At 38.3% G+C, this 18080-nt stretch carries 15 protein-coding genes; 12 read left to right on the forward strand and 3 right to left on the reverse strand.

The window, feature by feature from the left end; translation table 11 throughout:
- Positions 1–34: 34 nt before the first annotated feature.
- The gene (gene lysC / locus M1F17_RS01930; protein WP_004261326.1) at positions 35–1411 is read right to left on the reverse strand and encodes a lysine-sensitive aspartokinase 3; all 1377 of its coding nucleotides are present in this window, start codon (positions 1409–1411) and stop codon (positions 35–37) included.
- A gap of 494 nt (positions 1412–1905) precedes the next feature.
- Here lysC and pgi point away from each other — a divergent pair, with 494 nt between their 5' ends.
- The 3 genes from pgi (at position 1906) to ubiA (ending at position 5389) form a co-directional block, all read left to right on the forward strand.
- Complete coding sequence (pgi, locus tag M1F17_RS01935; protein WP_094962861.1) at positions 1906–3552, forward strand: glucose-6-phosphate isomerase; 1647 nt, start codon at positions 1906–1908, stop codon at positions 3550–3552.
- A 318-nt stretch (positions 3553–3870) separates the two neighbouring features.
- Positions 3871–4383, forward strand: coding sequence for a chorismate lyase (gene ubiC, locus M1F17_RS01940; RefSeq protein WP_094962860.1), 513 nt, complete (start codon positions 3871–3873; stop codon positions 4381–4383).
- Between the two features lie 151 nt (positions 4384–4534).
- On the forward strand, positions 4535–5389 hold the full coding sequence (gene ubiA / locus M1F17_RS01945) for a 4-hydroxybenzoate octaprenyltransferase (protein WP_036958350.1): 855 nt from the start codon (positions 4535–4537) through the stop codon (positions 5387–5389).
- Positions 5390–5472: 83 nt separating this feature from the next.
- On the opposite strand, the gene plsB is transcribed toward ubiA, so the two are convergent.
- Complete coding sequence (gene plsB / locus M1F17_RS01950; RefSeq protein ID WP_004261319.1) at positions 5473–7962, reverse strand: glycerol-3-phosphate 1-O-acyltransferase PlsB; 2490 nt, start codon at positions 7960–7962, stop codon at positions 5473–5475.
- Positions 7963–8088: 126 nt separating this feature from the next.
- On the opposite strand from plsB, the gene M1F17_RS01955 reads away from it, so the two are divergent.
- Positions 8089–8463: a diacylglycerol kinase gene (locus tag M1F17_RS01955; protein WP_004261317.1), complete on the forward strand. Its 375-nt coding sequence runs from the start codon at positions 8089–8091 to the stop codon at positions 8461–8463.
- 136 nt (positions 8464–8599) lie between these two features.
- A complete protein-coding gene (gene lexA / locus M1F17_RS01960) occupies positions 8600–9217 on the forward strand; it encodes a transcriptional repressor LexA (RefSeq protein ID WP_004261314.1) in 618 nt (205 codons plus the stop codon).
- 163 nt (positions 9218–9380) lie between these two features.
- Here lexA and zur read toward each other — a convergent pair whose 3' ends face one another.
- Entirely contained in the window at positions 9381–9896 is a 516-nt protein-coding gene (zur, locus tag M1F17_RS01965) for a zinc uptake transcriptional repressor Zur (protein WP_004261310.1), read from the reverse strand.
- Positions 9897–10994: 1098 nt separating this feature from the next.
- Here zur and M1F17_RS01970 point away from each other — a divergent pair.
- The 7 genes from M1F17_RS01970 to M1F17_RS02000 all read left to right on the forward strand — a co-directional run bounded on the left by M1F17_RS01970 (position 10995) and on the right by M1F17_RS02000 (position 18038).
- Entirely contained in the window at positions 10995–11543 is a 549-nt protein-coding gene (locus tag M1F17_RS01970; RefSeq protein WP_094962859.1) for a fimbrial protein, read from the forward strand.
- A gap of 78 nt (positions 11544–11621) precedes the next feature.
- Positions 11622–12362, forward strand: coding sequence for a molecular chaperone (locus M1F17_RS01975; RefSeq protein ID WP_004261304.1), 741 nt, complete (start codon positions 11622–11624; stop codon positions 12360–12362).
- Positions 12346–12921 carry a fimbrial protein gene (locus M1F17_RS01980; protein WP_112307371.1) on the forward strand — a complete coding sequence of 192 codons (576 nt, stop codon included), beginning with the start codon at positions 12346–12348 and terminating at the stop codon, positions 12919–12921. The genes M1F17_RS01975 and M1F17_RS01980 overlap by 17 nt, the downstream gene beginning before the upstream one ends.
- 22 nt (positions 12922–12943) lie before the next feature.
- Positions 12944–13279 carry a hypothetical protein gene (locus tag M1F17_RS01985; RefSeq protein WP_318837200.1) on the forward strand — a complete coding sequence of 112 codons (336 nt, stop codon included), beginning with the start codon at positions 12944–12946 and terminating at the stop codon, positions 13277–13279.
- Between the two features lie 55 nt (positions 13280–13334).
- Positions 13335–14410 (forward strand): IS3 family transposase gene (locus M1F17_RS01990; RefSeq protein WP_413242978.1). Its coding sequence is split into 2 segments (ribosomal slippage): positions 13335–13584 and positions 13584–14410, totalling 1077 coding nucleotides; the frame shifts between segments, so codons are not numbered across the junction.
- 311 nt (positions 14411–14721) lie between these two features.
- Positions 14722–15399, forward strand: coding sequence for a molecular chaperone (locus M1F17_RS01995; RefSeq protein WP_144141517.1), 678 nt, complete (start codon positions 14722–14724; stop codon positions 15397–15399).
- A gap of 86 nt (positions 15400–15485) precedes the next feature.
- Positions 15486–18038 carry a fimbria/pilus outer membrane usher protein gene (locus M1F17_RS02000; protein WP_004261281.1) on the forward strand — a complete coding sequence of 851 codons (2553 nt, stop codon included), beginning with the start codon at positions 15486–15488 and terminating at the stop codon, positions 18036–18038.
- Positions 18039–18080 lie beyond the last annotated feature (42 nt).

Genomic DNA, 18080 nt, shown 5'->3' on the forward strand with positions numbered 1-18080 from the left:
GATCGCCTTCTAGTATTTTGATCAAACTTCCACACTATTCGAATAAGTTACTGTGCAAGGTACGAACGATCTCTTCAGCATCATTTCCAGGTACCAATAAACAAATATTGTGGCTACTTGCTCCATAGCTGATCATGCGAATATTGAATGACTCAAGCGCCCCAAAAATTTGTCTCCCGAGGCCATTCACTTGCGACAGCTCATTACCAATGATTGCGACGAGCGCTAAATCTTCTTCCACTTCAACACGGCATAATGCGGATAGTTCTGTCATTAGCGCATTGGTGAGTAAACTGCCGTTAGTTCCCGTTGAACCTGTTGTGTCTAAGGTTAGGGCGACACTGACCTCTGAAGTCGTAATTAGATCCACTGAAATATTGTGGCGCAGTAAAATGGTGAAAATTTCCGCTAAGAAACCGCGTGCGTGCAGCATTTTTAGACTGTGCAAGGTGAGTAGCGTTTGTTTACGGCGCAGTGCTAATGCCCTAAATTGTGGTGGATTCGTGGTTTTATCACACACAATGGTGCCGCCGGCTTCGGGGGCTTTACTTGAACCGACAAAAACTGGGATCCCCGCACGTACTGCAGGAAGGAGTGTCGCAGGATGCAAAATTTTTGCGCCAAAGGTCGCCATTTCTGCCGCTTCATCGAAAGCAATTTCATCAATGCGTTGGGCACTCGGTACGACGCGAGGGTCAGTGGTGTAAATTCCAGGAACGTCAGTCCAAATATCTACACGTGATAAATTAAGGACTTCAGCTAACAAAGCGGCGGTGTAGTCACTTCCACCGCGCCCAAGAGTGGTCGTGCGGCCTTTTTCATCACGACCAATAAACCCTTGAGTAATGACAACCGACTCAGTAAGGCGTGGCATGAGTTGTTGTTCTGACAATGCTTTTAGCTGAGCAAGTTCTGGTTCAGCACGACCAAAGCTGTCATTCGTTCTCATCACTTTGCGTACGTCAAACCATTGGGAGTTAGCATTACGTTGGCGTAGTACTTCAACAAATAGTAAGGTTGACATTAATTCGCCGTGGCTCACCATTTCATCCGTTAATGCATCAGAAGTGGCTAAAGCAGCCGAATCAGCTAAATGAGCAATATTATCGAGTAATCGATTGATTTCCTCACGAATAACATCAGCAGTTTGTAAGTTATCAATAATTGCGTATTGAATATCCTTCACTTTTTTCAGCAGTTCATTACGTTTATCAGCATCGCAACCTTCGGCCAGTTCGATTAATAAATTGGTAATGCCAGCAGAGGCGGAAAGTACCACAACTCGCACATTTGGGTTGGAGAGAACAATATTGGCGCTGTTGTTCATCGCTTCAAAGTTAGCGACGCTAGTGCCGCCAAATTTGGCGATAACATACTGATGGTTGTCTGTTGAAGACGCTGCGATATTCATGGTGTCAATCCCTTTGGTTAAACCTAATCTTTATATAGATTTATCGGGTAAATAGGATTGCGTCAATCAAGAATCGAAGTAAATCAGTAATTCTAATGATAGGTAATTTATTATCGGTTTTCTCAATATACCCGGCATACTCGTCATACTTCGAGCTGCATGGGTGTTGACTGCGCTCAGATAACCGAATCACATACTTTTGTATGCTCATCGGTCTATCTTCGCTTGTCGCCTACATGCAACTCGAATTATTTAGAGTATATACTCGTTATATTTCAATCAGTTTGGGGGGTGACTGCTCTCAGATAACCGGATCATATACTTTTGTATACGTATCAGTCTAGAAAGTGTGTATTTTAATAAAATGGGTAATTAAGTCTGGAAAAGTGCGGCAGAATTGGGGAATATCAATATAACGCAGAAAACCGATAAGTCTCGTTTTCGTGACGGGGTACAATCTATTTCTATTTAAAATTATTTGGAGAGTGTTATCCATGAGAAGTATTAATCCAAGCCAGACGGCTGCATGGCGGGCGCTAGAGCAACATTTTGCGCAAATGAAAAATGTCCATATGCGCGATTTATTTGCACAGGATAAAGACCGCTTCACTCATTTTTCGGCAACGTTCGATGGTCAAATCTTAGTGGATTTCTCCAAAAATAGAATTACGCAAGAAACATTGGAACATTTATTGGCCTTAGCAAAAGAAACAGAGCTAGAAAGCGCCATTAACAGTATGTTCCAAGGTGAAAAAATTAACCGTACTGAAGACCGTGCGGTACTACATACTGCTTTGCGTAACCGCGATAACACCCCTATTTATGTTGATGGCAAAGATGTCATGCCAGAAGTGAATGCAGTATTGGAAAAAATGCAGCAATTTAGTCAGCGTATTATCAGCGGTGATTGGAAGGGTTACACCGGTAAAGCGATTACGGATGTGGTGAACATCGGTATTGGTGGTTCAGACCTTGGTCCATTTATGGTGACAGAAGCACTGCGTCCATACAAAAACCACCTAAACATGCATTTTGTATCGAATGTGGATGGTACGCAAATTGCGGAAACACTGAAAAAGCTGAACCCAGAAACAACACTGTTTTTAATTGCGTCCAAAACCTTTACAACGCAAGAAACCATGACGAATGCGCATTCTGCTCGTGATTGGTTCTTGGCTGCGGCAAAAGATGAAAGTCAAGTGGCTAAGCATTTTGTGGCACTTTCAACGAATGGTGAAGAAGTCGCGAAGTTTGGTATTGATACCAACAATATGTTTGAATTTTGGGATTGGGTTGGTGGCCGTTATTCATTATGGTCAGCGATTGGTTTATCCATTATTTTATCGGTCGGCTTTGATAATTTCGTTCAATTATTGAACGGTGCCCATGCGATGGATAAACATTTCACCCAAACTCCGCTAGAAAAGAACATCCCCGTATTGTTAGGTTTGATTGGCATTTGGTACAACAATTTTTTTGAAGCGGAAACTGAAGCGATTCTGCCATACGACCAATACATGCATCGTTTTGCCGCTTACTTCCAACAAGGTAATATGGAGTCGAATGGTAAATATATTGACCGTGATGGAAAACCTGTTACTTATCAAACGGGCCCGATTATTTGGGGTGAGCCGGGAACCAATGGCCAACATGCGTTTTATCAGTTGATCCACCAAGGAACTAAGATGATCCCATGTGATTTTATCGCACCTGCGGTAACCCATAACCCGTTAGGGGATCATCACGAAAAATTATTATCTAATTTCTTTGCGCAAACCGAAGCACTGGCGTTTGGTAAAACTCGTGAAGTGGTTGATGCCGAGTTTGCTGCGCAAGGTAAAAATGTCGCGGATATGGAATATGTTGCGCCTTATAAGGTGTTTGAAGGCAACCGCCCAACTAACTCTATCTTATTGAAATCAATCACGCCATATTCGTTAGGTGCATTGATTGCGATGTATGAGCACAAAATATTCACTCAAGGGGCGATTTTAAATATCTTTACTTTCGACCAATGGGGCGTGGAGTTAGGTAAACAACTCGCAAGCCGTATCCTGCCTGAATTAGAAAATAGTGATACCGTGAGTACCCATGATAGCTCGACCAATGGTTTGATTAACAGCTACAAAGCTTGGCGATAAATTAATAACGTATTATTTAAATAGTTAAATGTAAGGTAGGAAGTTCCTACCTTACATTGTTTAACTGACATACTGTCCATCAGGCTATTTTTAATTAAACAAATTCATTTTGTTACGATATTAATGAATTTTATTATTATCGATAACTTGCTAGTAATTAAAAAAATTTTCACTATATTTTTACATTTTGTGTTGAAAATGTGACTTTTTATATAAATTGTTAGCTAACTTTAACCTTGTCGTAAAACAACGTGATATCCTATTGCGTAAGAAATACAGTAAATCATAACCATGTTATTCATGGTGGAATTTTAAGTAATGGATGAAACGCTTTTTACTTCTCAGCCGATTCACTGGCTGGCGGAGAACGATAAAAACGATAAAATAGTGCCTGCCAATATATTAGATTGGCTACTAGAGCTTGGCTCCATGACAAAACGTTTTGAGCAGCATAGCCAGCAAGTTACCGTGATACCTTATTTAGAGCGCTATGTATCGCAAGATAAGCTGAGCGCGGATGAAGTGCAGTCTCTACCTGAAAGCCCACGTTATTGGGTCAGAGAAGTTGTCATGTATGGAGATGGCATCCCTTGGTTACTGGGCCGAACAATAATCCCTGAAGAAACACTGACTGATGATGACCAGCAACTGGTGGATATTGGGAGAATGCCATTAGGGCGTTATTTATTTAGCCGCGAGAGTTTAACTCGAGATTATATCCATATTGGTTCTTGCGCAAATCGGTGGGTACGTAGTTCTCGGTTAAGACTATCGAATAAACCGTTGCTGTTAACAGAAATATTTTTACCTGAATCACCTGCATATCGCTAACTATCCTAAGTACTTTGAGTTTTCAGGTCTCTGCAATGACACTATGCCAACAAATATAAATCAGTAAGTTGCCGAGTTTGGTGGTATTAAAATATACCTAATTTGAAGTATGATGGAATTCGAAAAGGAGCACGATAAAGTGGAGGGAAGTATGACGCTAAGTAAATGGCATGCATACAGCCGTTTAATGCGTATTGATAGACCCATTGGCTCATTGTTGCTATTGTGGCCGACGTATTGGGCATTATGGATTGCGGCTCAAGGTACGCCAAGTTTACATCTTTTGATTGTGTTTACTGCTGGCGTATTCTTTATGCGTGCTGCTGGTTGTGTCATTAATGATTTTGCTGACCGCCATTTTGATGGCCACGTAGAGCGGACTAAACACCGCCCACTCCCGAGTGGGGACGTAACAGAAAAAGAAGCAAAAATATTGTTTGCAAGCCTTGTTGGCCTCTCTTTTCTGCTAGTTTTGACACTCAATTCCATGACCATTTGGTTGTCGGTTGCAGGGTTGGCTTTGGCATGGGTTTATCCCTTTGTTAAGAGAGTCAGTAACTTACCCCAAGTGGTATTAGGTGCGGCTTTTGGTTGGTCAATTCCAATGTCTTTCTCTGCTGTTGGTGAAACTTTGCCAGTTGTTTGTTGGTTACTGTTTTTAGTTAATATTATTTGGTCGGTGATCTACGATACTCAGTATGCAATGGTAGACCGCGATGATGATTTAAAAATTGGTGTGAAATCAACCGCTATTCTATTCGGGCAATATGACAAACTGATTATTGGTTTGCTGCAATTACTGATGGTTGGCTTATTATTGGTGATTGGCTCACTGGCGGGTTTAGGAACCCTTTATTATATTTCATTAGTGTTAGTTGCGGGTTTATTTATCTATCAGCAGCAATTGATGGTTAACCGTGAACGTGCGCCTTGCTTTAAAGCTTTTATGAACAATAACTTTGTCGGCTTAATATTGTTTATTGGTATTTTTATCAGTTATTTTTAAATTACAGTTATTGAGCCAAAGTGAAAAAGGTCATGTTATTTCTAACATGACCTTTTTTGTTTTATTGGCTTGAGAAAAGGCGATTAGCTTTTCACTTGTTCCGGAGATTGCGTGCTTTCAGTTGGTTTTTTTTCAGAAAACTCATCATCTTGACTAACACTTTCAATAGTTAAGCGAATCTCAGGTGACATCAATCGAGCCAGAACGGCATACAGTTTTTGCGCATTGGTGACAAAGATATCATTTTCATTATTATCAATGTAGCCTTCTTCTCTTAGGGTATCGACCAATGTGGAGAATACCGCTTTATCAAAGAATTCAGGAGCGTTGATACCGTGCAAAACAGAAAGGCGTTGTGCAAGGATACGGCTTTGTTTTTCTAGCGTATTACGGCTGATTTCAGGGCTCGCATTGAGTAATGATAATGTGATTGCATAACGTTGCAGAGTTTCACGTACGCCAGCAGCTAAGAGCTGTAATGGACGAATACGGCGAGGATTTAACACCACTATGTCGTCTTCTTTTAAGCAAATCAGCTTTTGGTTATTTAGCTCATCAATTAGCGTATCTACCGCCTCGTGTAGCTCATCACTGTTATAACGCATAAACAGTTCTGCTTTTAAGAACGGATAAATTTGGCCTACTTGATAGTGAATGTCTTGGCGACTAATGCGTTCATAGTGCAATACAATGCTAGCAATTAGTGATGGTAATACCAATAAATGATGGATATTGTTACGGTAATAGGTCATTAAGACGGCATTTTCGCGAGGAAGGATAATAATATCCCCCATGCTGTCTTTTTCGACTTCGAATTTATCCATTTGCAAAGCATGTTCTAACAATTGCTCTGCTGTTTTATTTGGGGTCGTCGCATCTGCGGTGTATGGCACATTGCGCAATAATTGCAGGTAACATTCGACTTGTTCAATCAGTTGCTCACGAGTGAGTGAGCGTTGACGAGAAGCCAGTAACGCAGTCGCACACAGGTTAATCGCATTGGCTGCGGCTGCATTATTAATATTGACCATAATGTTATCGGCTAACGAACTGACCGTTGGGTTTAGCCACGTTGGTCTTTGTGGTTCGATAGGGTCGATAGAGTCGCGCCAATCAGGCACGCGCTGGTTAAGGTAATGAGGTAATGAAATGGGTTGACCGAAGTTAACATACCCTTGGCCTAGGTTACGCAATTTACGTAAGCCGCGAACCATAGAGAAAAAGCCTTCTTTCTCTTTTTCTGCGCCGCGAAGTTCTTTGGCATAAGTTCCCACTTCCATCACATGCTCATACCCAATGTAGATAGGAACGATGGTGATAGGGCGTGAGTCACCGCGCAACATCGCTTGTAACGTCATTGAGAGGGTACCCGTCTTAGGCTGTAATAAACGACCGGTACGTGAGCGCCCACCTTCCACAAAGTATTCGATGGAGTAACCCCGAGCAAACAACTCACTTAAATATTCGCGAAAAACAGTCGAATACAGTTTATTTCCTTTGAACGTACGGCGAATAAAAAAGGCCCCTAAACGGCGGAAAATCGGCCCTGCTGGCCAGAAATTGAGGTTGATCCCCGCGGCAATATGAGGTGGAACTAGCCCTTGATGGTATAGCACATATGAGAGCAGTAAGTAGTCCATATGGCTGCGGTGAGAGGGGACATAAACGATTTCATGGCCGTCTTGTGCAAGCTGGCGGACCCGTTCAGCGTGCTGAACATTGATGCCTTGATAAAGACGGTTCCAAGTCCAACTAAGAACCCTATCCGTTAAACGTACGGCTTCATAAGAGAAATTGGCTGCAATTTCTTCCATCATCCCAACGGCATTTTGCTGGGCTTTTTTGAGTGGAATTTTTTTACTACGCGCTTCGTCTTCAACGGCTTTTTCAATCGCTTTAGACGTTAATAGCTTATTAAACAGCTCATAACGTGCAGGGAGTTTTGGCCCAACTGCTGCTAGACGTTGGCGCGAATAGTGAATACGCGCGACACGGGCGAGTTTGTTGGCAATAATGGAGTCTGTGCCGTGGTCTTGTGCCATTTTCCCAATTGAGACAATGGGTGATAAACGCACGAAGCTGTCACGCCCTAACCATAAAACTGCAAAGAATTTTTGAATCCCATTTAACAGTTTCAATGGTGGTGCTGGAGTATGGCCTTCACGACCCGGTGAGCGGCCAAACATCACGGATGCAGGTAGCATTTGAATATCTAGATTTGGATTGTTTTTATGCAAATCTAAATAAGCATGGAAAGTTTTTACTGAATCCTTACGTGGATTCGGTGAATAATAGCGAAAAACACGTGGGCCATCATCGATAAAAACGTACGCCGGAAGCTTCGTTCCATTGATATCATTGTCGACCAGAGGGTCTGGCAGACCAATAGCTAAGCATTGATGCCGTAGCGTGAGGAGGTCAGACTTCGAATGATAAGGTAATACGTATAGGGTTGGCCTGTTGACATCAAGCTGCAACTCAGTGACGGGATCCGAAGGAATTAGTTTACTTTTTACCAATAATTTAAGTGGTAAATTCAACGTGTTGTAATATATTTTACGCCATAGTGACATAAATGATTATAGCCTCTTGTTAACAATGCTGCGCAATCATACCAGAAATACATGGTTAGATCTGTTACTGACAATTCACTTTGACCGTAAAAATCGATTATTGTTTGCATTTTTTAAGGAATAAATATGGCGAGTCAAGTTAAGGGGTTCACGCGAGTGATCAAAGCGGCGGGATATTCCCTTAAAGGTTTGAAGGCAGCTTGGGTTAATGAAGCCGCATTTAGGCAGGAATCTGTTGCTGCGATTATCGCAATCTTTATCGCATTTTATTTAGATATCAGCTATATAGATAGAATTTTGTTAGTGAGTTCAGTTGTCCTCGTGGCAATAGTCGAATTATTGAATAGTGCGATAGAAGCCGTAGTTGACCGTATTGGTAGTGAGTATCATGAACTGTCAGGAAGAGCTAAAGATATTGGTTCCGCTGCGGTATTTGTGAGTATCGGCTTAGCGCTATTTATTTGGGCACTGGTATTATGGCAGCGTTATTTTTCTGGTTAAGGCGTTCGGGTGCTTAATAGGGTAAAAAGAAAGTAAATCGATAACAAATGCTTAAATTGAGCGATTTAACTGTTCCAAATCTTCATTTACCTGTATATACTCACAGTTTGACTGTATAAACAAACAGGGGAACGGAATGAAAGCACTGACGGCTCGACAACAGCAGGTTTACGATCTGGTGCGCGATCACATTTCGCAGACGGGTATGCCTCCTACACGTGCTGAGATAGCAGCAAGCCTTGGTTTTCGTTCGCCTAATGCGGCAGAAGAACATTTAAAGGCCTTAGCGCGCAAAGGGGTTATTGAAATCGTTTCAGGCGCATCCCGAGGTATTCGTCTGCTTCTTGAAGAAGAAACAGAAGACCAGGGGTTACCTCTGATTGGACGTGTTGCCGCTGGCGAACCATTATTAGCGCAGGAACATATTGAAAGTCACTATCAAGTTGACCCTGAGCTATTTAAACCACACGCAGATTTTTTGTTGCGTGTGAATGGGATGTCCATGAAAGATATTGGCATTATGGATGGTGATTTATTAGCTGTGCATAAAACGCAGAATGTCCATAACGGGCAAGTGGTTGTTGCTCGTATCGAAGATGAAGTTACTGTTAAACGTTTTAAGCAACAGGGTAACCGTGTTGAATTAATAGCAGAAAACCCAGAATTCGAACCTATTATTGTTGACTTACGTCAGCAAAATTTCACTATTGAAGGTTTGGCTGTTGGGGTTATCCGTAATAGTGATTGGTATTAAGTTCCTTTAGTCGCTAGCCGTAATGGTAGGTTACAGGCGGGAAGGACGATTGCAGGCAGATTTCATAGTTTCATTCTGAGGTCTGCCTGTTTTGTTTATTTTATTTTATTTCTTTATCTTCTCTATTTTTGCATTTCATCAAGCAATTTATCAACGCAGCTACTTATTTTTTCTTCTGGGCGATAGGTTGTTCATGGTTATGATGACAATGTTCGTGATCTTGGCAGCTATTCATTTCGTCACAATTTTTACATAAGCCGTGGTTTTCCACCACTGTATGTCTTAAGCGGAATTGGTGTTCATCTGCTAAATTAATGATTGCAGCTTCTATTGTTGTGCAATCACTTTCCGTTACGCTTCCACACTGGTCACAAATTAACATAACAGAGATATGGCTCGGGTTATCAAAATGGTGACAGACGACATAACTGTTCGTTGATTCAATTTTATGGATAAAACCTTGCTCCATTAAAAACTCAAGGCCACGATAAACCGTAGGCGGTTTAGCTTGAGGTTCAATTTCCCGTAGCAAGTCAAGTAAATCATAAGCGCTGATTGCACCATGCTGCTGTGCTATCAGGCGTAATACTGTTTCTCTTTGTGGTGTTAACCTGACGCCTCTTGATTGGCAAATATTCTCGGCCATTGCAAGGATTTTGTCTTCATTCATTCTTTTCATCTAATCGGCCTCAATATTCGAAAATGCAAACAATTACTGCTAATAAGCTTATCATATTTTTGAGATCAGGAATGCGCGGGGATACATTGTTTTATATTTATATTATTTCTATTTAAAGGGAAATATAAGCAAACGATTATCTGGAAAAACAGATAATTAGAATACTCAAAACCAGCCTATCCTCTTTGTTTTTCTTAAACAAAAAACTCGATGTTGTTTAACAAAAAACACACAAAACGTAAGGTTTTAGATTGCCATTTAGTGTAAATTTCAATTAAGACTTATCTTACGCTTATCTGTTGTAATGGTGTAATGAATCGTATACTAAGTTGTTTTTTCATTTCAATATTTTCAATGCATGTATTTATAGTTTTTAATATCACTTTTATTAGATTTTTAGAATTAAATAAAATGTGTGATTTTTACATAACTAAATACTACCTGAAATATTTATAAGTAAGTTGACTTTATAAATATAAATTAATCTAAATGACGATCATTAGTTATAGTATTTCTTCATTTTCTGGCATTTATATCTATTTATATAATTATCTTAGACTAAAAAGCTAAATTTTGGTCTATTTTTGTGTTATTTTGACAATTAATATTGCTGTATTAATATTGGTATCAGAAAGAAACAAGGTATTTAAAAGTTCAGCATAATGTTTTTGTTTGTTTCGTTTTGTTTCAAACGGGAATAGCTAATGTGAATTTGAGATGAATTAAAAGTGTGGAATGCTTTTAAAGACAATTAGGTTTTATTCATACAGAATTCAAGTTGCAATAATAGTTGATTAAACTTTCATATATTTTATTTTTGTCCATTTTACTATTTCTATATTGATGTTGGTCTCTCATTTTCGGCGATACAGAAATAGTCTTTTTTTAAAACCAGTTTAATAATTTGGTTTTAAAAAAGGGTATTGAACGGATTTTAATATCCCCCAATGTTGACTTAATTAAATAGGTTGACAGTTAGTTATCCAGGCTCATGAAAATGGCATAGGTATTTGTAAACAATTATTGTGAACTTGGTTTTTAATAAAAATTGTGTCTTTAACTACTTACATGACGACATAAATACAGAGGTATTTACATATGTTATTCAACAAAAAATTAGCGGTTTTAGCAGTATTAGCAGGTTCTATGGTAGCAGGTTCTGCATTAGCTGCAGATGGTAAGAAAGGTGCGGAAGTAACATTCAAAGCCCAATTACGTGCTCAATCTTGTGATGTGTCTTCAACTACTACAGGTTCTGTTGTTGACTGGGGAACTTTCACTAAAGATGTAACTGATGCTTTAGCACCAAATGCAGTTTTAGGTGATGAAAAATCTTTTGATTTAGTTCTGTCTAACTGTTCTGCTGACGCAGCTGATACTTCAATGAACGTATTCGCTCAAGGTCAAGCAGCAGCTGGTTTCCCAGCACTGTTTGCTAACCAAGAATCTAAAGCTTTAGCAGTTAAATTAGCTTCTGGTGCAGTTAATATTACTCCTAACGCAGATGCAGTAGTGGTTATCGACCCTAAAGTTGCTAAAGATGGTGGTGCTGTCATTCCTATGAAAGCTAATCTGATTCTTACCAAAACTGGTGTACCTACTGATAAATTATCCGTACCAGTAACATTTACTGTATCTTATAACTAATAATATTAGTTAATACGAGTAAAGAGGCTTTTTAATTAAAAAGCCTCTTAATATTGTTTTTAATGATTGGACTAAGTAATGAAAGCAAAAGAATCGTTTTTAAGAAAAAAAGTAGTTAATGATTGTTATAGAGCTTTAATTCTACTGTTTTCATTAATTACTACTACTAACGTTTACGCTGCAGGTGGTGTTGGTTTAAATGCGACCCGAATAATATATGTCCAAGGTGAAAGTAGTGTATCGGTTGGCGCTCGAAATAATACAAATATTAATTATTTAGCAAAATTTTCGGTAAGCATGAATAATGATGGTTCAGCATCAAAAACGCCTTTTTCAGTTACACCTCCATTAATTAAAATCAACTCAGGGGCAACGCAAGATATTAGGATTTTTGCTCAACCGAATTCATTACCAACAGATAGAGAGAGTGTTTTTTATTTCTCTGCTACTATGATACCTGCTACTGATGGTCCTTTAGAAGGATCTGCAATGAATATTGGTTATAATAATATTATTAAGGTTTTTTACCGACCTTCAAAATTATCTATCTCACCATATGACGCATATAAAAACTTAGAGGTAAGCTCTAGTAGTACAGGTATTATTATTAATAATAATTCACCATACTATATTTCTTTAAATAAGCTCAGTGTTAATGGTGTTAAAATTGATTTAAATATGAAAAAGCGTAATACAATGATTTCTCCTTTTGACTCTTTCAGTTATATAACTCCGGCAAATAGCCGTAATGGTATAGTTAAATGGACAGTTATTAATGACTTAGGTGGCGAGGAATCTTTTAGTGGAAAAATCAATTAGTAACAAAATAAAGGCATTTATTTTAAGTGCTATTTATATTGTAATAGGCATGTGTTTCTTTATTGGAAGAGTTTCAGCTTTAGATATTGAAGTTATCGGCAATGTATCTAAAGGAACGTGTGAAGTATCATATGAATCGATGACGGTTAAATTTGATAAACCATTATTAACACCTCAAATTAAACCGAATGTTGACGATGAAACCTATGTGAAACCCTTTTCTTTAAAATATAGTTGCACTGATTTTAATCTATCTGATGGTCCAGCACCATTTAAAATGAAAATAACGCCTGGGATAGGAACTTTAGTTGATAATAGTAATAAAATATATCCAACTAATAATATTACTGGAGCTGCGTTTGTTTTAAAAAACTGTGATGAGAATAAGCTCAATTGTAAAGTCGTAAACCTCAATGCTGGCGGTGAAATTAGTTTTGATGTTACAGCTAATAGCCAATTAGAGAATCATTTTGAAGTAAATGTTGTCCAGCTTGGAACTACTCAGCCAATACCTGGAGAACTAGTTGCCTCTGTTGATATAGTATTACTTCAACCATAAGAATTAATAGGTGGTATTGACTGTGAAGCCTCTAAATAAAATATGTTGTAGAGTTACATTGGCTTTTTACGTGATGTTTTTTTCTTATTCTTCAACAGCTTTAGTACCAGGTACACACGATTTTACGTTTGATTTAACTGTGCCTAAAAATACCTGTGATATTGCTGTCACTAGTGATAGTGGTAAAAAGAATATTGTTGATTTTGGAAATGTGCCTTTATCTAAGTTTGGGGCGGATGCATCTAGTGGAAAGATTAAGAAAGCTTTTGATGTTGTAATCAGTAACTGTAAAACTAATAGCTTTGATAATAACTATATTAAATTAACTGGCAACTACACAATTGTAACTATCCCGTAAAATAATACAGCTCACTCGTAGAATTTCTTGTAAACTAAAACAAAGGAGTTTTACGATGAGCAAACGCATGACTGAAAGCCAGATTGTGGCGATTTTAAAAGAAGCCGAAGCGGGTATGCCGGTGAAAGATATTTGTCGTAAGTACGGCATCAGTAATTCAACGTTTTATAAATGGCGCGAAAAATACGGCGGTATGGAAGCGTCTGATGTGCGCCGCTTGAAAGAGCTTGAAGAAGAGAACCGTCGACTTAAGCAGATGTATGCTGAGTTGAGTCTCAAGTCACAGATGCAAGAAGACATCATAAAAAAGCTCTAGCGCCTGTGGCAGAACGGAAAGTCTGGGCACACGAGTTACAGGTGCAGTATAACGCAAGCGTAGTGAAGTGCTGTCATGTGGTTGGTATCAGTCGTACCGCTTACTATTACGAGCCAAAGCTGACCGATGATGACGAAATCATTGATGCCTTGAATGCTTTAATCGACAAGCATTATCGGTGGGGGTTCCCGAAGTGCTTTAAACGCCTTCGAAAGCTAGGCCACAGTTGGAACCACAAACGTGTTTATCGCGTTTATAAGGAGCTAAAACTGAACCTGCGACGCAAAGGCAAAAAGCGACTGCCCAACCGTAACCCAGAGCCGTTAGCTGCACCGAATGCATTGGGAAAATCTTGGTCAATGGACTTTATGAGTGACAGCTTACACAACAAAGTCAGGTTCCGCACATTTAACGTTATTGATGACTTTAATCGCGAAGTTTTAGGTATTGATATTGCGACCAGCATGCCGTCATTGCGTGTCATACGCTATCTTGACCAACTTGCTGAGTGGCACGGTTACCCTGAGAAAATTCGGGTTGATAATGGCAGCGAATTCACCTCGGAAGTGTTTGTAAATTGGGCAAAAGCACATGACATTATGATTGATTACATTAAACCCGGTTGCCCATATCAAAACGCATACATTGAACGATTTAACCGAACTTATCGCGATGATGTACTCAATTGCTACATTTTCAACAACCTGAACGAAGTGAAGCAAATAACCGAAGACTGGATTGAGCTATACAACAACGAACGGCCGCACGATTCACTCAATGACATGACGCCATTTGAGTACCGAAGTGCGGCATAAATATTCTACGAGATGACTGTGTTATAAATGGGGTATTTACACAATAAATGATGGTTTTTTAGATAATCCAGGAAAAACGTTTGCTGTAAGAATCTCTGCAAATGATAATGCAAATCAATCATCTGCAGATTTTATTACAGAAACTAATAATGTTTTATGGTCGAATATTAAAACTCAAAATGTAACTAAAACATTTTATGCTTATGTCATGTGTAAGAACCAAGTTGCTGATTGCTCGATAGATCAAAATATTGGGGCATTTAAAGCAACACTAACATTGTCATATTATGCAGATTAAATAGGTAAATGTGATGATACGGTTGATATTAACAATAATACTAGCTTGGCACTTTACCCTTCATGCTGGAGGATTATCTTTAGGCCAAAGTAGAGTTATTTTCACAGATTCAGATAAGAATAAGGTTGTTAGTATCCGTAATGAGGGTGAAAGCCCTTTATTAATTCAAATGTTATTATTAGATATAAAGGATGAGAAGAATGCTGATAGTTTTATAATTAGCCCTCCTTTATTCAAAATTAAAAGTAAAACAGAACATGCAGTTAGGATATATCCTGATAATGTTTCTAAGCTACCTAAAGATAGAGAATCAGGATTCTATTTGAAAGTAAGGGGTATTCCACCGACTAGCAAGAAATTAGAGGAAGGGGATACGCCTGAAATAGTTTTTGTAACAGCTATAATTATTAAATTATATTATCGGCCTAATGGTATACCTGAGCCAAATAAGAATAATTTTGAACAGGTAAAGTTAAAAAATAAGGATGGAAGGTGGCAATTTCATAATCCAACCCCTTATTATATGACAATTGTTGATTTTAATATGAATGGTAAGAACTATAATGATTCCATTTTAGTTTCACCATTTAGTTATTATAAATTAGAAAATACTAATGAAAGTATAAATGTAGCAAGTTGGCGTTTTCTTGATGATAATGGTGCTGGAACTGAAGTGTTTAGAATTAATTGAAATTTCTTTTATATTTATTAAATAACATATAATGATTTTTCAGCGCTTGCATATTTTGAATGTAAAGATAATCTAAGGCTAGAGGAATGGAAAACAAAATATTAAAACTTGGTTTGCTATCTTCATTGATAAGCTTATCTCTGTATTCATATGGTGACGATTATTTTGATCCGAGCATGCTTGAAAGTCAGCTAGGAATTGATGCTAGCCAGTTAGATTTATCTCAATTTAATTCATCCAATACTATTCCGGCAGGTGTTTATCGCTTACAGATCGAAATAAATAGAAACATACTATCCGAACAAGATGTTAATTTTGTTGCAAACTCAAAAGGTCTTGTTGTACCTGAATTTGATAAGACAATCTTGGAAAATTGGGGGGTTAATGTAAAAGCACTGCCGGGGCTTAATAATTTATCTCCAGATGTTAAAATATTATCACTTAATGACTACATTAAAGACGCAACAGTAAGAGTTGATGTTAGTAAGTTAAAATTAATAGTCACTGTCCCTCAAATATACATGGACAATAAAGTTCAAGGATATATTGATCCATCAATGTTAGATACTGGTGTTTCTGCATTATTTTTGAATTACTTCATTAGTGGTAATAAAAATAAAACAGATTCATCGTCTGGAACAAATAAAAGTGATAGTTTATTTGGAACATTGAATAGTGGCTTAAATTTAGGTCCTTGGAGACTGAGATCCAATATGAGTTACTCTTATTCTAAGAGTAATGGCGATACTGAATCATCTACTGACTTTACTAATACATATATAATGAGAGCCCTTCACTCCATTAAATCTACAATGATGGTTGGTGAAATATCTACAGGTAGTGATGTTTTTGATTCTATTCCATTCAAAGGAATTAAAATATCAAGTGATGAGGCAATGCTTCCTAATAGCCAACGAGGCTTTGCTCCTGAAGTTGCAGGTATTGCTCAGTCTAATGCGCAGGTTACTATTAGACAAAATGGCTATGTTGTTTATCAAACATATGTGTCACCTGGAGCCTTTAGAATTAAAGATATATATTCTTCAGGTAACGCGGGTAACTTAGATGTTACGGTCAAGGAAGAAGATGGAACTGAGAAAACTTTCACAGTTGCGTATTCCTCATTACCTGTGATGCTTAGACCTGGTGGCTATAAGTATGAGACCAGTGTTGGTCGCTATGATGGTGGGTATACCGTTGATTCTAAACGATCTGATTTCTTTTTAGGATCTTTAATTTATGGTCTACCTACAAATAGTACATTATATGGTGGCCTATTATTTGCGGATAATTATTTTTCAGCAGTAGCTGGCTTAGGTGTATCACTAGGCACTTTTGGTGCTTTATCTATGGATATTACCCATGCTACGGCTAATATGGATGGCGATTTAGGAGACCGCGCTGGACAATCATACCGTGTTCGTTATTCGAAAAGTATGATGTCGACAGGGACTTCTATCGATTTAACAGCTTTACGCTATTCTACTCGATCTTATTTTAGTTTTGCTGATTTCAATAACTATGACTATAAGTTGAAGGATGGGGTTGCGCCTTGGATTAACCAACGTCAGAGAGCGAGTTTTACCACTTCTATAACGCAAAGATTGGGAGAATATGGTAGTGTTTTCTTATCAGGAAGCATCTCTGATTACTGGGAAATCAACCGTGAAGTTCGTCAGATGGTGATGGGATATAACGGAACTTATAACAAAATAAACTATGGTATTACATACAGCATAGATAGGATAAAAGATAATACATCTTGGCCTGAAAATAGAATGGTATCAGTAAATGTCAGCATACCGTTCAGCATATTTACTAACAATGTGTTAGCGAAGGATATATATAGTACTTATTCATTTAGCCAGAATAATGACGGCTATATTGATCAGCAAGCAGGAATTTCAGGTAACTTGTTAGATAATAAAATTTATTATGGTATTACGCAAGGGTATGGGAATAAAGGCGTCGGGAATAGTGGTTCTTTAAGTGCTGGTTATTCAGGTTCCTCGGGTAATATTTCCTCTGCATATAGCTATTCTAAGAATAGTCAATCAATGAACGCAAGTGTCAATGGCGGCCTATTATTACATTCGGGTGGTGTTCTATTCGGGCGTACTATGGGGGATAGTATGGCGATCATTGAAGCTGAAGGTGCAGCTGGTACTAAGGTAAGTAACCAAGATGTAGAGGTTAATAATCGAGGTTATGCATTGTATCCTTATATATCTCCTTATAACGCAAATGTTATAAATATGGATGTCAACACACTACCTAATGATGTTCTTCTTAGAGAAACCAGTAAAACGGTTTATCCCGCAGCAGGGGCAATTGTTAAAGTTAAATTTGATACTAAAGTTGGATATCAAGCTGTTATCAACTTAAAAATGTCGAATGGTACTGTGCTGCCGTTTGGGGCTGTAGCATCGTTAATTGAAGAAAATGCAACCGAAGAAAATACAGGTATTGTTGGCGATAATAATCAGTTATTTATGAGTGGGTTACCTGATTCTGGTAAATTGCAAATTCGTTGGGGTGCAAATAGCAACCAACAATGTTTAGCGTCATTCTCTAACTTAGGCAGCATTAATATAAGTAAAGGACAGGCAATCCGTACTATCTCTATTAATTGCCAATAATTTGTTATACCGGACTCTTACCTTATTAAAATTTTAAGAGGG

The organism is Providencia sp. PROV073, assembly GCF_033688125.1.
GTDB lineage: Bacteria > Pseudomonadota > Gammaproteobacteria > Enterobacterales > Enterobacteriaceae > Providencia > Providencia hangzhouensis.

Bases quoted from the DNA above. Each gene is read 5' to 3' on its own strand.
- lysC (WP_004261326.1), bottom strand. From the start codon at position 1,411: ATGAATATCGCAGCGTCTTCAACAGACAACCATCAGTATGTTATCGCC.
- pgi (WP_094962861.1), top strand. From the start codon at position 1,906: ATGAGAAGTATTAATCCAAGCCAGACGGCTGCATGGCGGGCGCTAGAG.
- ubiC (WP_094962860.1), top strand. From the start codon at position 3,871: ATGGATGAAACGCTTTTTACTTCTCAGCCGATTCACTGGCTGGCGGAG.
- ubiA (WP_036958350.1), top strand. From the start codon at position 4,535: ATGACGCTAAGTAAATGGCATGCATACAGCCGTTTAATGCGTATTGAT.
- plsB (WP_004261319.1), bottom strand. From the start codon at position 7,962: ATGTCACTATGGCGTAAAATATATTACAACACGTTGAATTTACCACTT.
- M1F17_RS01955 (WP_004261317.1), top strand. From the start codon at position 8,089: ATGGCGAGTCAAGTTAAGGGGTTCACGCGAGTGATCAAAGCGGCGGGA.
- lexA (WP_004261314.1), top strand. From the start codon at position 8,600: ATGAAAGCACTGACGGCTCGACAACAGCAGGTTTACGATCTGGTGCGC.
- zur (WP_004261310.1), bottom strand. From the start codon at position 9,896: ATGAAAAGAATGAATGAAGACAAAATCCTTGCAATGGCCGAGAATATT.
- M1F17_RS01970 (WP_094962859.1), top strand. From the start codon at position 10,995: ATGTTATTCAACAAAAAATTAGCGGTTTTAGCAGTATTAGCAGGTTCT.
- M1F17_RS01975 (WP_004261304.1), top strand. From the start codon at position 11,622: ATGAAAGCAAAAGAATCGTTTTTAAGAAAAAAAGTAGTTAATGATTGT.
- M1F17_RS01995 (WP_144141517.1), top strand. From the start codon at position 14,722: ATGATACGGTTGATATTAACAATAATACTAGCTTGGCACTTTACCCTT.
- M1F17_RS02000 (WP_004261281.1), top strand. From the start codon at position 15,486: ATGGAAAACAAAATATTAAAACTTGGTTTGCTATCTTCATTGATAAGC.